Raw genomic sequence first — 14,935 nt, forward strand, 5'->3', positions numbered from 1 at the left:
GACCTGGTCCGACCGCCCCTCACCTGCATTTCCCGTTCCGGGGGAGGCCTCCCGCTACTGCTGCTGCGGCCAGCCGCTGCCGGGCTGGGGCTGCCCCGGCTGTCCGGGACCGCCCGGGTGGCCCTGCTGCTGCGCGGGGCCGGGATAGCCGTAGCCGCTGCCGCCCGCCCCGTACGGCGGCTGCTGTGCGGGCGGTGGGCCGCCCGGATGCCCCGGCTGAGCGCCTTGCCCCGGTACCCCGCCCTGGCCCGGCATCGGGGGAGCGAGCTGCGGCGGCGGACTGCCGTTCGCCGTCCACAGGCCCTGCTGCTGCTGGGCCCGCGCGAAGTCCTCGGCCACCATGGCGGACAGGTTGAAGTACGCCTCGCGCGTCCGCGGACGCATCATCGTCAGATCCAGTTCGGCTCCGGCGGAGAGATGCTCGTCGAACGGGACGGTCACCACACCGCGGCACCGGGTCTCGAAGTGCGCCACGATGTCCTCGACCCGGATCATCTTCCCCACCTCGCGGACCCCGGAGATGACCGTGATGCTCCGCTGCACCAGCTCCGAGTAGCCGTGCGCGGCCAGCCAGTCGAGCGTCGTGCTCGCGCTGCTCGCGCCGTCCACCGACGGCGTGGAGATGATGATGAGCTGGTCGGCCAGGTCCAGCACGCCCCGCATGGCGGAGTACAGCAGCCCCGTGCCCGAGTCGGTCAGGATGATCGGGTACTGCCTGCCCAGCACGTCGATGACGCGCCGGTAGTCGTCGTCGTTGAACGTGGTCGAGATGGCCGGGTCGACGTCGTTGGCCAGGATCTCCAGCCCGGACGACGCCTGGGAAGTGAACCGGCGGATGTCCATGTAGCTGTTCAGATACGGGATCGCGGTGACCAGGTCGCGGATGGTGGCACCGGTCTCGCGCCGCACCCGGCGGCCGAGGGTGCCCGCGTCCGGGTTGGCGTCGATGGCGATCACCTTGTCCTGGCGCTCGGTGGCCAGAGTCGAGCCCAGCGCCGTGGTGGTGGTCGTCTTCCCGACGCCGCCCTTGAGGCTGATGACGGCGATCCGGTAGCAGGACAGCACCGGCGTACGGATCACATCCAGCTTGCGCTGCCGCTCGGCCTCCTCCTTCTTGGCGCCGAACTTGAACCGCGAACCCTTGTTGCCCGACTGGGGACGCGGCTTCTTCTTGTTGTTGATCAGCCGGTCCGAGGACAGCTCGACCGCCGCCGTGTAGCCAAGCGGCGAGCCGGACTGGTCCACCCGGCGCGGATCGACGGCGCCGGGATGCGGCTGGAGCGGCGGCTGCCCCTGCACGGGCGGCTGGGCCTGCCCCGGATGCGGTGCCTGCGCGGGCGGCTGCCCACCCGGTGCGGGCTGCGGGGCCGGCGCCTGCTGCGGTGCCGGTGCCTGAGCTGCCGCGGCGGGCGGGTACCCGGGCGTGTGGCCGGCCGGACCGGGGCGGCCCGCCTCCGGCTGTGCCGGGAACCTCTCCTGACCGGGCTGCGGCTGACCGGGCTGTGCCTGGCCCGGGGGGATCTGGCCGGGCTGCTGGAGGGCCTGCGGCGGCACAGGCCGGCCCGGCCCGGTCCCGTACGGCTGGCCAGGCTGCACCTGCCCAGGAACCGGCTGCCCCGCCCGCGGCTGCGCGGGCGGCACCGGGGCGCCGCCGGGCTGCTGCCCTGCCTGCGGGTAACCGTAGTGACTCCCCGGCGTCTGCTCCGGCTGCTGGCCCGGTACCTGGTGCGGCTGCTGCGGGAGTTGCGGATTCAGCGGCGCATGCGGCTGCGCTGCCTGCGGTGCGCCGAGCGGTGCCTGCGGATCCGGGACCCACGGCGCCTGTCCCTGAGGCGTGCCGAGCGGCTGATCAGAGTTCGGCGCGCCACCGGACTGCCGCAGCGGTACGGAGGCCTCGCCGCCCGGGTGCCAACCCTCCGGCGCACCAACGGCGTTGTCGTCCCGCGCCGCGCCTGCCTCGGGTGCTCCGCCGCCGCTGCCCGGCCAACCGGTGCCGACCGCCGGTGCGGCCGCGGCGGGCTGGAAGTCCGGTGGCAGCGGGGGCAGTCCCTGCCCGTCCCCCAGTGTGCTGCCGCCGCCCTCGGCGGGCGGGCCGTTCTCCCGCCGCAGCGGGTGCGGCGGCATCGCGTCCCGCGGCTCGTCGCCCTGCGGCTGCGGCGTCGTCCGGGGAGGCGGGGCGTCCACCAGCCGTTCGCTGGAGGGCGCCTCCAGGGCGAAGTCGTAGGAGGCCGGGATCGCGTCCTGCGGCTCCGCCGCTCCCACCTCGCCGACCGCACCGCCTTCGCCCGCGGCCGCCGGCGCCGGAGCGGTTCCGCCGTGTTCGGCAGGCGCCGCATCGGTCCGAAGGTGTGCCGCGCGGCCCGTCGTGCCGTCGCCGTCGTCGCTCTGCGGTGCGTCGGCGCCGGCCGTTTCGCCGGCGTGCTCCTCCCCGGCGTGTGCGGCGATCTCGCGGCGCAGCGCCGCGGCGGAGAACCGCATGGTGGCGCCGTCCTCGACCGCGCCCGGGACCTCCGGAACCGCCGAGGCGACCGGCGCCTGCTGGGCTTCCCCGGACTCGGGTGCCGACTCGGACTCGGGTCCGGCCCCGGTCAGCTCCTCGGGCTCCGGCGCGCCCTCCGCTGCGGGTGCGGCCGCGGAGGGCGCGCGCCAGCTCGGGGTGGCGGTGTCCCGCGGGGCGTTCTCCGCGGCCGGCTCCGCCCGGTCGGTCTCGGCACCGAAGGAGTCGGGCCCGAGCGCGTCAGCTGCTTCGTCCGTGTCCCGCACCTCGGGGCCCGCGCCCGGTTCGGCAACCGCGAGGTCCGCTCCACTGTCCTCGCTGCCCGCGTCGGTCGGAGCGGGCGCGTAGCGCTGCTCCGGCCGCACGTCCGGGGCGCGTTCGGCATCCGCGCCGCCCGGTTCCGCCCCGGCCGGGGCCGTCGCCGCACCGGGCACCTGCTCGCTCAACGGCGTCAGCGAGGGGAAGGCGGGCAGGTCCGCAGCGGGCTCGGCAGCGGAACCGCCGTACGGTCCGGTGGCCTCCCCGACTTCCTCGGGAGGAATGGTGCCACTCGGATCGCGGTGCTCCGGCTGCGGCGGTGCCTCGGGCGGGGCGGGGGCGCCGGCGTCCGGCGAACCCGCCCACCAGTCCCGGTCGTACCCCGCACCGCCGTGGGCCGTACCGGCCGGCGGAGCGGGCGGCGCGGCCGACGCCGCCTGCGGGGGCTCCGGCCTGCTCGCCGCGTCCTGCGTGTACCAGGCAGGCGGTGTGTAGTCGATGGTGAACTGGCCCGTCGACTCCGTTTCGACCTCGGCATCCGCTTCCGCGTCGAGCTGGTCGGAGCCGGGCATGGTCCCGCGGACGCGGATCTCGTCCCGGTCGCTGCTCACAATGCCTCCTGCTGTGGTCATTCACCCCGGTTTGCCGCGCGTCCGCCCACGCGCGTAAGTCCAGCCTAATCATCGCAACTGTCGTTCGGGCACCGCGGTCGTGCGCCCTGCGTCAGTCCAGTCGGCGCGGAGACCCCAGCAGCCCCGACTCCGCGTCGGTCGGCTGCGTCAGCGCGTACTGCCTCTCCCGTCGCGTGCACCACAGGGTGACACCGTCGCCCAGCGTGGAGAGCGCCTGCACCTCCTGCGGCGGCAGTTGCATGATGCGCCCGATCTGCCGCGCCTCGTCGGGCGAGACCCGCTGGACACCGACCAGCGACGCACTCCGCAGCAACCGGGGTGCCACCGGGCTCAGATAGGGCAGCAGCGTCAGTACCGACTGCCACGGCATCGAGGCCACCCGGCCCCGCGGAGGCCGCATCCCGCAGTCCCGGACGACCAGCACCGGGCTGCTCACCGTCGGCCCCATGGGCGGCACCCGCCCCACATCGTAGAGCGAGATGCACTCCTGGCCCGCGCCCGCCGCCTGCACCAGGTTGGTCCACACCGGGGCCCGGCCCGTCTCCACCGCGACCCGGGCGCCTGCCCCGGCCAGCCGCAGCGCCAGCACCTGAGCAGTCCACAGACCGCCGATGAGCACCACGTCGTAGGGGGACGGGTGGTGGAAGCCGACGACCTGGGGCCGCCCCTCCGCATCGTTGCCGACCAGCACACCGTCGTCCCCGATGGGGAGGGACAGCGCGGCCAACTGCTCGCCCGGCACCCCGTGCTCCGTACGGCGCGGACCCAGCAGCCCGCGCGTCCAGCGGTCGGCCATCAGTGCACACCTCCCAGCGGAAGGGTCGCGAAGACACCCGGGAGCTGCTCCCGGTCCAGCCGCACCAGCCCGACCCGCGCCGAACGCGCGCCGCGCTCCAGATGCTGCCGGGCAGCCGCCAGTTCGTTGTCCGAACGGGCGGTCACCCGTACGTGCCCGCTCACCGTGACCGCGCCTCGGCGCGCGGAGCGGCCCAGCGTCAGGCTGAAAGTCGTCGTCAATGTCGGTGCCGAGGTCAGCAGCGCGACCAGCCGGGGGAGCGGAGTGGCGGCCCGGCCCAACTCGGGCCAGCGGCCGATCCCGTAGGTGGTGTGCCACCGGTCGTCGCACCGCCAGGCCCGCGTCGACTCGCTGGTGCGCCGGGTGGGAGCCGCGTCCGGCCGGCTCGCCCTGGCTGTCGCCGCGGGGCTCACGCACGCGGAGGTGGCCACCGCTGCCGTCAGATCCTGCTCGTTGAGCACCGTGGCGACGAAACCGGCCCCCGTCACCCGGCTGGCCAGATGGTCCGCAGCGCGTATCAGGCAGCGCTGAGCACCCTCCAGCCCACCGCCGCGCGCCTCGACCGCGTCGGGAGACAGCTCCGGATCGAACTTCAGCGCCACCCAGGTCAGCCGCACCGCGGGTGAGCCCGTCTGCTCCTGCAGCGGCCCGTAACTGCGCCGGGCGACCGACTGCTCGGGCAGATGCGGGGCCGGTGCCGGCTGGACGTGCTGCACGATCTGCACGGACTCCAGCGAGATCCCGTCCACCTCGAGTGCGTCCTGCATCAGCTCCAGCGGCAGGGCGCGGGCCCCGAATGCCGGGCGCAGCGCACTGGGCGCGGCCTCGATCCGCACCAACGCGGTGAGGAACGTCCCGTCGCCCAGCATCCCGGTGGTGCGGCGCTTCTTGTCGACATACGCGTATGTGCGCAGTGCCGGAGCGCACTCCACCAGAGGCAGGAAGCTGGCGTCGATCCGCTCGCCCCCCTCGTCCAGCACCATCGCGGGCGTCAGCGGCTGCGCCGCAGCCCGCCGCCGGGCCCGCAGCGCCAGCAGCGTGCCGACCCAGTCGTGGAACGAGCGCTGGTGCCTGCGCATCACCGCCAGCGCCACCAGCACGGCGGCGACCACCACCGCCGGGACCAGCAGCAGACGGTCGACAGCCGCCGCGATCAGCAGCACCGCCACGGCCAGCTCCAGCAGCACAAGTTGTTGCAACTGAAACGGTCCGAGGCGACGAGTGCGCGACTCGGTGCGCAGGGACGTCGAGGCGGGCACCCGGGATCCGGGCCGGGGCGTCCGGGAGGCGGACGCGGTGCCCTCCGGGCGCCGGGGGGCACCCGGCCCCGAGCGGCTCGCGGTGCCTGCCGCACCCCGCGCCCGCGTCACAGATCCCATCCGAGAAGGCCCCCTCATGTCCGAATTCGCCCCCCTCGTCCGGGGTGTTGGGCGGGCGATCACGATACCGGAGCGGCACAAGGCAATCCCCAACCGGCATAGTAGGGGCCCGGCCCGACAATCGGCAGCGCCCGCGGGTGCCCGCCGGGCCGGTGGGCGGTACCGTTCCGGACCGGCCACCGCCGTCCGGGCTCCGGGCCCGGCGGCTGCGGGGGACAGCAGGGACTTCAGGGGAGCGTCTTTCACTCATGGCATCACGGCGCGACGAGCTCAATGCCTACACCTTCGCGAAAAAGCGGCTGGTGGCGGCGTTCCTCCAACCGTCACCGACAGGCACCGAGGAAGGCGCCCCCCGCCCGCTGCGCGGGATTCTCCCCGGATTCGTCGTCGGCGCGCTGATCCTCGCCGGATTCGGCGCCTGGGGGATGTTCAAGCCGAAGGCGCCCGAGGGCTGGGACACTCCGAAGGAGAAAGTCATCATCGGCTCGGAGTCGACGACCCGCTACGTCGTCCTCAAGACCGACGGCAAGGCGCAGCTCCACCCGGTGCTCAACCTGGCATCGGCCAAACTGCTGCTCGATCCGGGCAAGGGCGAAGTCGTCAAGGTCGACGAGAAGGTTCTCGACAAGGGCGACATCCCGCACGGCGCCACCCTCGGCATCCCCTACGCACCCGACCGGCTCCCCGAGGGCAAGGAGGCCGGCGAGAAGAAGCGCTGGGCCGTCTGCGAGCGGCCCAGCCAGGGAGAGCGGGCCGTGCAGAAGGCAGCCTTCGTACTGGCCGACCGCGACAAGGACGCGGTCGAGGGCGACGACCGGCTGCACGGCGGCGAGCTCATCTACGTCCAGGGGCCGGACGACCGGCTCTACGTCGTGGACCGGTCCGGCAACAAGTACCGTGTCGCCCGCGACGAGACCCTGCTGCGGGTCCTCGTCGGGGACCGCCGTCCCCAGCGCGTCTCCCGGGAGTGGCTGGCCACCCTGCACACCGGCGACAACATCTCCTTCCCCCAGATCCGCGGCCGGGTCGGCGAGGAAGCCGGCGTCTCCGGCCTCGACCCGAACACCAACCGGGTGGGCACCGTCATCCGGTCGACCTCCGGCAACCACATGCAGCAGTACCTCGTGCTGTCCGGCAAGGTCCTGAGGATCAGCGACTTCATGGCGCAGCTCCTGCTCGCCTCCGAGCAACTGCTGCCCCTCAAGCAGAACGGCGCGGCCACCACGGTCAGCGCCAGCGCCTTCGCGCCCTCCGGCAGCTACGGCGACAAACTCCGCTGGCCCGAGGAGAAGAGCTACGCCGTCAACTCCGCAGGCACGCGTTCCGGCAACCGCAACGTGGCCTGCAACGTGCTGCGCAAGGTTGACGGCAAGAGCGGCGCCACCACCCTCTCCACCTGGCTCGGCAAGGAATTCCCCGAGCAGCTGCCCACCGGCACCTCCAGCGCCTACGTCACGCCCGGAACGGGTCAGCTGCTCCGCCAGTTCAAGGGCCGCAGCCCGGACGTCGGCGGGATCTTCCTCGTCACCGACACCGGGTTGCGGTACGCGATGCAGAGCAACACCGACAGCGAGCAGGGCGACTCGGGCATCGGCGAGGACAGCAGGAAGTCCAAGAAGCAGAAACAGCAGACGGAGAGCCAGAACGCCCAGCGCAGGCTCGGGTACGAGAAGGTCAAGCCCGCGCCCGTGCCCGCCGAATGGGCCGCCTTCCTGCCCATGGGCCCGCGCCTGTCCACCGGTGACGCACAACAGCCGCAGGGCTCCTGAACGGGGTGACGAGGACGATGCACAGCAGCGAGACGACGCCCCCGGCCAACGGCGCCCGGCTGGCCCCGCTGCGGCGGCGCACCCGGCGGGCCCTGCGCCGCGCCGCGGCGACAGCTGCTGCCGTGGCGGTCACGGCCTCCACGCTGGTGGTCACCGCGGCGCCTCCGGCCGCCGCGGACGTCAGCACCCAGTGCACCTTCCCCGCGAAGCCGTTCAAGGGCCGCCCCTGGTCGCTGCAGCGGGTCCTCCTCAACGAGCTGTGGCGGGACACCGACAAGGGCGCCGGTGTCCGGGTCGCGGTCATCGACACGGGCGTCGACATCGAGAACAAGCAGCTCACGGATGCCGTCGATGCCGACGCGGGGAAGAACCTGCTCCCCAAGAAGCCGAAGAAGGACAAGGAGACCGGCCGCGCCACCCCGCGCGGCAAGGCCGACGGCACCTCGGACGAGGTCGGCCACGGCACCAAGGTCGCGGGCATCATCGCCGCGCGCCCGGACGACGACACCGGCTTCGTCGGCCTCGCCCCCAAGGCGACGATCATCCCGATCAAGCAGAACGACGCCAACGGCAGCGGCACCGCCCTCTCCCTCGCCGACTCGATCGACTACGCGGTGAAGGCCGGCGCCGACGTCATCAACATCTCCCAGGACACCGCCGAGGCCCTGAAACCGGACTCCTCGCTCGAGCGCGCCGTGCAGCGCGCCGTCCGCGCGGACATCGTCGTCGTGGCCTCCGCCGGCAACGACGGACTGGGCGGCAAGGACAAGGCCACCTATCCGGCCTCCTACCCCGGCGTCCTCGCCGTCGCCTCCTCGGACCGCAACAACGAGCGCGCCCCCTTCTCGCAGGCCGGTGACTTCGTGGACGTGGCGGCCCCCGGTGTCGACATGGTCTCGACCGTCCCCAAGGGCGGCCACTGCATCGACAACGGCACCAGCTTCTCCGCGCCCTATGTGGCCGGCGTCGCCGCCCTGCTGCGCGCGAAGCACGACAAGGGCGCCGACAAGTGGTCCCAGCAGAACATCGTCGCGCAGATCGAGCAGACCGCCGAGCGCTCCATCCCGGGCCACGACCGCCTCGTCGGCTGGGGTGTCGTCGACCCGGTGGCCGCCCTGACCGAGGACGGCAAGCGTCTCGAGCGCCCCGAGGCCGAAGAGGGCGTCGAAACGGGCAAGAAGCCGACACCCGCCAAGCTGCAGCTCGGAGAGACGGAGCAGGAACGGAACGAAAGGCTGGGAACCTACGTCCTTGTCGGCGGCGGCACCCTCGTCGCCGTGGTCGCGGGCACCTCGGTCGTCCTCCGCGACCGTCGCCGCAAGGGCACCTCGGCGGGACGCTGACAGGACGCCCGCACTGTCGGAGGTGGTTGAGAGAATATGAGCAGTGTGCCGCTCGCGTGCCACACGTCACGGTCCTGCTACACCAACTGCTGTTCTTTCATTTGCAGTTGGAACGTGCTGGACTCGCCTACTACAGTGATGTGAACGCCGTTCCCACGGAGCCGCCGAGCCGGAACCGTGGAGAACGTGCAGAGGACCTGGCAGAAGGGGGGAGCCATGGGGGAGTTGGGTCCGGACGGCAGGGAGAGGCGACCGCCGGTGCTGCCGCCGAAGAAGGCGTCGTCCTCCTCGAGCGGGGAGGGGGAACTGGAACGACGTGCTGAAGCGCTGAAGAAGCTGAAGAAGCGGATCGATGGTGTCATCGCGGAGTTGGACACCTCACCCGCCGCGAAGCACAAAGTCTCCAGTAGGCGCGTCACCCGAAAGTCACTCAGTGGGGAGAGCATCCGCTACGTGGAAGCGGACGACCTCTTCGCCAAATACGGAGAGGTGCACGACACCCTCACGCTCCTCTCCTCCACCCTCCGGGACCAGATCGACGCGACGGGTATCGCCATCAAGGGCGCCGACCAAGGCTTCGACACCCTGGACGAGGACGAGAAGCGTCGCTTCTGGCAGATCCAGGCTCGGGCGCAGGCCGCAGAGGAGAAGTTGAAGCATCCGGACGGCGAGGCATCCAGGAAAGACGGACACAAAGGGGATGCCGGCGGGACCGAATGGTGATCGGCAGGCTTACGCCCGAGAACAGGAGGATGCATGGGCGGCAAGGGGAACAATGAATCGGTTGACCCATTCACAGGGAAGGGGTACACCGCTGATGAGATGCCGGAGGACCCTGCACTCCCGGCGGAATTCAGCCCTTTTCTCAACCCGCCGACCACGCAGAAGCCGCCGACCACGCAGAAGCCTGAGCTCTTCCGTGCTCCTGGCGCCGGCCCCTTGGCCCCACCGGCTCTCGGATCGGGTGGCACGGACTTCGAGCCCTACCGCCTCAACCAGATCGTGGATCTAGTCGAGGACGCATCTCCCCAGGACCTTGAGGACGTCGGGGACGCCCTCTGGGACGCCGCCCGCGCCATCAGGAAGGCCGCGGAGGAGCTGAAGACCTACTTCGCCGAGGTGGATCCCGGGTGGAAGGGGGAGGCGAAGAAACACTTCTCCACGTGGGCCACGGGCCTGCACCGGGACACCCTCAAGCTCAGCGAGTATGCGGGTGCTGCCGGTACGCAACTCAAGGCTGCCGGCTTCGGTCTGTCCATGGTCAAGGCGTCGATGCCGAAGAGGGACCCGAAGGAGGACGAGATCTTCGGGCCCTACCTTCCTCCCAAGATCACCAAAAAGTCCACGCCTGAGATGCGCGAGCGGGAGAAGAACCGCCAAGAGGCCATCCAGCAGGCGAACAAACTGAGTTCCTACTACACGGTGGCGCTCACGAACATCAAGGCTGCGGAAAAGAGCAAGCCAACGTTCGGGGCGATGCCGCATGTGGGAGTGCCGCCGGTGTCTCCGGGCTTTGATCCAGACCACACGGGCGGTCCTGGCGGGGGAGGCGGTCAGGGACCGGTAGCAGCAGCGGCGCCCTATGTTGCCGGAAACTCTCCAGAAACGACGGATCACGCGGCCGCGGCTTATGTGCCTCATGGTGAGGAGGGAATCAGCAGGACCGACCCCCTTGCTCCCCACCACCGTCTCGAAGAGCCGATGCGCCCGGAGATGTCTGTGGCCACGGACATCGACAGCGCCCCTCCCGCTCCCGTCGCGCCGATGGAGCCCGGCACCCCGCCTCAACTGCCTGCGCCTGGCCAGCCCGGCCTGCCGCCCAGCGGGCCTCCGAGTCCCGGCCCTGTCGTCGTTCCGCCAGGTAGCCCGCCGCCTGTAGGACGGATGGTTCCGCCGACCGGCCGGGTCACACCTCCGTCCCCTGGCCGAGTGGGGCCCGGTACCTCCGGGCCCCAACGTCCCTACATGCCGCCGCCGACCAACACCGGACGGACCGGGCAGACGGGTCCCACCGGTCCTGGGCGCCCGGGTCCGGTGCGGCCGGGTCCTGTGAGCCCGGGCACTTCAGCACCCACGAATCGGGACGCCGGCCGAACGGGACCCCGGGGGCTCGGACGTCCCGGACCCATGGGTGTTCCGCCGGGCACGGCGGGCCCGCACGCAGGCGGCGGCCGTGGAACGGACTCCGGCTCGGTTCGCGCATCCCAGCGCGGCGGGATTGTGGGCGGTTCACCGAGCCGCTCCGGAGCCGGTGAGACTCCTGCAAGCTCGTCGAGGCAACGAGGAACAGTCATCGACGGGCAGGGCGCGGCGGCCGCGCGGCGGCCCATGGGGGTGACCCCGCCCGTCAACGCCGTGGGCTCGGGCGGAGTCTCCGGCGCGAACAGCAGGCGGAGTGAGTCCGGCAGGAAGAAGGCGACCGGTCGTGAGGGCGTCGTCGGGGAACCTCGCGATGACGAGTCCGGACAGCCGCTTGACGCGCGGGTTGCCATGCCCGGAGGCGCTGGTCTGGTGATGGGAGCTGCGCAGCAGTCGTCGAAGAAGGAGCGGCGTCAGGAGAAGCGGCGCCCGGACAAGTCGACGGATGAGGAATAACAGAGGCCGACCGGGCGGCGCGGCAGCGTACCGCCGGTTGTCGAGTGACCCGATGAGAGCGTTCATGGCAGCAGAAACACGAGAGCGTCGAAAAGGGCGCCGCCTTCTGGCCGGAATCGCCGCCGTCGGGGCGTGGACGGTCTGTCTGGTCGGACTCGCTCCGACCGCGGACGCGGAAGACGTCCAGGCTCAGGAGTGGCATCTCAAGGTCATGCAGGCCGAGAAGATATGGAAGGTCAGCACCGGTGAAGGTATCAAGGTGGCTGTCATCGACACCGGTGTCGATCCGACCACTGAGTCCCTTCAAGGCCGAGTACTTCCAGGCAGGGATGTCTCTGGTGCTCCTGGTGACGAAACTCGGGACGACGTGGGCCACGGCACGACGATGGCCGAACTCATCGCAGGCTCCGGGAAGGGCGGAACCCTGAAGGGGCTTGCACCGGGCGCCAAGATCATTCCAATCCGCACCAACCTCAATGGCATGAAGGGTGCTGACAAAAAGAAAGAGCACCTCGGGGAAGCCATCAGGGCGGCGGCCGACAGCGACGCCCGCATCATCAATATGTCTCTTGGGGGGACAGCTCCTCATCCTTCCATTCAGGAAGCGGTGGAGTATGCGGCTAAGAAGGGTAAGCTCCTGTTCGCGAGTACCGGGAATGACGCCCAGAAAGGCAATGAGGAGAACTGGCCTGCGGCGTATCCTAACGTAGTAGCTGTGGCGTCGATCAACAAGGCCGGAAGAGTTGCCGCATATTCCAATTTTGGCCAGCACACGACTCTTTCTGGGGCGGGTGATGACCTTCCTGCATGGTGTGACGGCAAGAAGCAGAGGTACTGTTCAAGAGGGGGTACCAGTTCTGCCACCGCCGTTGTCTCGGCCTCCGCAGCCCTGATCTGGTCCCATCACCCGGACTGGACGTCGAATCAGGTACTCCGAGTCATGATCAAAACCGCTGGCCTGAAGGGTGATGAGCCCAGCAAATACGTCGGATTCGGAGGGGTCCGCCCTCGCATGAACCTCCTGGAAGGCAAGGGCGATCCCGGCGACCCGGACATCAGTCCTCTCACCGGTGAGAGGACGCTGCACACAAAGCCGAAGGAGTCCGGCCAGAACTCGGACGCCAAGGGCCCCGGCAAGGAAGACTCGGACAAAGGGGCTGCCCCCGACAAGGTCGAGGTGGCAGACTCAGAGCGCGAAGACAGTGGCAACGCGCAGCTCTGGTGGGCAGTTGGGGCCGGCGCAGCGGTGCTTGTCATCGGCGGGGGAGCTGCTTTCGCGATCAGGCGGTCTCGCCGCGGATGACCGACCATGACCAACCACCACATCACCGTTCAACCGATGCGCCGAAGGCGCAACGATCCGTAGGGAGGCGCAATGGGTGACAAGCAGAATGTAGATGACAAGACTCTCAAGTCGATGGCCAATGAGCTCGAAGAAATGATGGGGGCCATCACCGGGCGAGTCACGCGTCTGAACCAGCTCATCGACAACCTCGAGGGTGCTTGGCAGGGTGTCGCCAAGGGAGCCTTCGACCGCGTCCAGCGGGGAATGAACGATGATCTCCGGGTCCAGCGCAGGATCATGGAAGGCTTCGTCGGGTCGATCCACGGGAACCTCGGCATCAAGGACTCGAACGAGGACGACATCGTCCAGAGCATGAACAAGCTCGGGAGCGGTGAGAACCCTCAGCACTTCTCGGCGACCGGGCCCGACACCACGCAGGGTTCACTGGCCGGGGCCTACTCCTCCAAGCTCAGCCAGATGTGACGGTCACGCCGCGCAGACCGTTTAGAAGCGAGCCCGTGTAACACAAGTAGCGCAGCGCGGCAGCACGACCGCGCTCCTTTCAGGCCGCGAGCCGAGATGTAGGGGAATCACATGGGGTACAACAACGGCGATCACCTCAAGGTCACATACAGCAGTCTGGACGCTGCCGCCGACGCCATCATGAAGGAAGCGAAGCAGCTTCGCGCCGACATGGAACGGGTGCAGCAGAAGGTTCGCTCCGTCTCCGAGATCTGGGAAGGCGAGGGACAGCGGGCCTACCAGCAGGCTCAGCACGGCTGGGACCAGAAGGCCGACGACATTCAGAACCGCCTCCTGGCGATCGCGGCTGAAGTTCGGCAGGCCAGTGGCACATACCTCGCGGGCGACAAGCGCGCAGCGGCGATGTTCGACCAGTTCAATAGCCGCGGGTAGCCGTCCCGGCTTGAACGGGCAGAAGGTGGGCGCGTGCGGGAGGCGCCCACCTTCTGCGTCACGGTTCAATCCGGCGCACACATCATGCCCACCTTCTGTGGGCCATGTGTCCCCTACGGCGTGATGATCGCCCTCGCCTGCGCACTGCTGGCCGGGGCTTCCGGGACGAATGCAGTGATGGCGTCAGTGTTGCTGCTGGCGACAGCGGTCGTAGGGACCATGGCCGAACTGATGCGCTCGGTGAGCTCTTGGGAGCTTGCGGTCGCTTTGGCCCCGGAACAGGCGCGAGCCTCGTATCTGGGGGTGGCCGGGATGGCTCAGTCGGTGCAGAAGTCCGCCGGCCCCCCCGCTGGTCACCGGCATCATGGCCGCCGGCCCGCCGGCCCGCCGGGCTGGTTGGTGCTCGGCGGGAAGCTCGCAGGATTGGCGCTTGTCCAATCGCGCACATCCACCCGCAGGCTCGCGTCAATGCGATTGGAGGCGGAGAAGATACCTCCGGGCCGCGGGTCCATCCAAAGGTGAAGGCCACCGTGAGGTCCTCCAACCGACGTCGGCGCTTCACATCCACCACGGTCACCAGGCCGTCCCGGCGTACGGCCAGAAGGTCCGGGACATGACGCCGCCGTCGGCCGTCCACCGTCGTGACCAGCTGAAACGGTTGAGAAACGATACGCCGCAAGCGTCGGTCTCGATCGTTGAGCAGCAACCACGTCAGTTCCAGCAGCGACTCGTAGCCGACGTGCCCCCTCGTCACGGTCGACCCCTAACCGCCCGAGTCGTGGGCTTGACCCCGCCGAGAACGGAATACCCGCCAGGGCGTCAACTCATCGAACCCGGCCGCTGCCGCCCCTCCACACAGCGGAACCTCCACGACCTCGCTCCCGTACCGCTGACGCAGCACAGCATCCCCGGCCATCCGACCCCCAGTCCTTCGCGACTGGCGCCAACCTCACGCTGACAGAGCCAAGGAGGACCGCGTACAGCACGCATCCCGAGCGCCACCCCTACGGGTGAAGGGTCGGGCCGAAGTTGATTGCGCGTGCCTCCCTGCGTGGTCCACTCAGGGCCAACCGGCCTCCGAGTGGCTCTCATCGCCGGGAAGTGGTCTCGTTCACGAGGAACCTGCAGAATCCGTCCCCCCACCGGACGTCCGCGGCTCCAGGTCGAACTCCCCGTCCCGCGCCCCCAGCACGAACGCCTCCCACTCGGCGGCCGTGTAGCGCAGCACCACGTCCGGCTCCTTGGAGTTGCGCATGGCGACGGCGCCGCCGGCCAGGTGGGCGATCTCCACGCGCTCCTCCTCCGGACTGCCCGGGGCGCTTTCCCAGACCGCGTCGGAGATGTCCATCGCGTACAGCTCGTCCTTCTCCTGCTGAGTCCCCACCTGTGGCTCTCCCTTCGGGGCGTGCGTGCGGGCTCCAGCGTACGTGTGCCGGAGCCCGCCAACAGCGCTTTCCCGTCAGCCC

Annotated in this window: 11 protein-coding genes; 7 read left to right on the plus strand and 4 right to left on the minus strand. The window is 70.2% G+C overall.

The features are described 5' to 3' along the window. Positions 1-54 precede the first annotated feature (54 nt). The 3 genes from ACFYMO_RS14870 to eccE all read right to left on the minus strand — a co-directional run bounded on the left by ACFYMO_RS14870 (position 55) and on the right by eccE (position 5,562). A complete protein-coding gene (locus ACFYMO_RS14870; protein ID WP_388546546.1) occupies positions 55-3,366 on the minus strand; it encodes an SCO5717 family growth-regulating ATPase in 3,312 nt (1,103 codons plus the stop codon). 112 nt (positions 3,367-3,478) lie between these two features. Continuing rightward, positions 3,479-4,183, minus strand: a complete 705-nt coding sequence (locus ACFYMO_RS14875) for a hypothetical protein (RefSeq protein ID WP_366774045.1) — start codon at positions 4,181-4,183, stop codon at positions 3,479-3,481. Then, positions 4,183-5,562, minus strand: coding sequence for a type VII secretion protein EccE (gene eccE, locus ACFYMO_RS14880; RefSeq protein ID WP_388546550.1), 1,380 nt, complete (start codon positions 5,560-5,562; stop codon positions 4,183-4,185). Before eccE ends, ACFYMO_RS14875 begins: the two co-directional genes overlap by 1 nt. 248 nt (positions 5,563-5,810) lie before the next feature. On the opposite strand from eccE, the gene eccB reads away from it, so the two are divergent. The 7 genes from eccB (at position 5,811) to ACFYMO_RS14915 (ending at position 13,469) form a co-directional block, all read left to right on the plus strand. Beyond that, the gene (gene eccB, locus ACFYMO_RS14885; RefSeq protein ID WP_388546553.1) at positions 5,811-7,331 is read left to right on the plus strand and encodes a type VII secretion protein EccB; all 1,521 of its coding nucleotides are present in this window, start codon (positions 5,811-5,813) and stop codon (positions 7,329-7,331) included. Positions 7,332-7,348: 17 nt separating this feature from the next. Beyond that, complete coding sequence (gene mycP / locus ACFYMO_RS14890) at positions 7,349-8,674, plus strand: type VII secretion-associated serine protease mycosin (protein ID WP_366774042.1); 1,326 nt, start codon at positions 7,349-7,351, stop codon at positions 8,672-8,674. Between the two features lie 177 nt (positions 8,675-8,851). After that, positions 8,852-9,397: a hypothetical protein gene (locus ACFYMO_RS14895; RefSeq protein WP_366774041.1), complete on the plus strand. Its 546-nt coding sequence runs from the start codon at positions 8,852-8,854 to the stop codon at positions 9,395-9,397. Positions 9,398-9,430: 33 nt separating this feature from the next. Further along, positions 9,431-11,269 (plus strand): hypothetical protein, encoded by a 1,839-nt coding sequence (locus tag ACFYMO_RS14900; RefSeq protein ID WP_366774040.1) that lies wholly within the window; start codon positions 9,431-9,433, stop codon positions 11,267-11,269. Between the two features lie 64 nt (positions 11,270-11,333). Continuing rightward, a complete protein-coding gene (locus tag ACFYMO_RS14905) occupies positions 11,334-12,572 on the plus strand; it encodes a S8 family serine peptidase (RefSeq protein ID WP_366774039.1) in 1,239 nt (412 codons plus the stop codon). A gap of 72 nt (positions 12,573-12,644) precedes the next feature. After that, on the plus strand, positions 12,645-13,037 hold the full coding sequence (locus tag ACFYMO_RS14910; protein WP_366774038.1) for a WXG100 family type VII secretion target: 393 nt from the start codon (positions 12,645-12,647) through the stop codon (positions 13,035-13,037). Positions 13,038-13,148: 111 nt separating this feature from the next. After that, positions 13,149-13,469, plus strand: a complete 321-nt coding sequence (locus tag ACFYMO_RS14915) for a WXG100 family type VII secretion target (RefSeq protein ID WP_366774037.1) — start codon at positions 13,149-13,151, stop codon at positions 13,467-13,469. A gap of 1,111 nt (positions 13,470-14,580) precedes the next feature. Here the strand turns inward: ACFYMO_RS14915 and ACFYMO_RS14920 are convergent. Beyond that, positions 14,581-14,853, minus strand: coding sequence for a DUF397 domain-containing protein (locus tag ACFYMO_RS14920; RefSeq protein WP_366774036.1), 273 nt, complete (start codon positions 14,851-14,853; stop codon positions 14,581-14,583). Positions 14,854-14,935 lie beyond the last annotated feature (82 nt).

This window comes from Streptomyces sp. NPDC007025 (assembly GCF_042869455.1).
Lineage (GTDB): Bacteria > Actinomycetota > Actinomycetes > Streptomycetales > Streptomycetaceae > Streptomyces.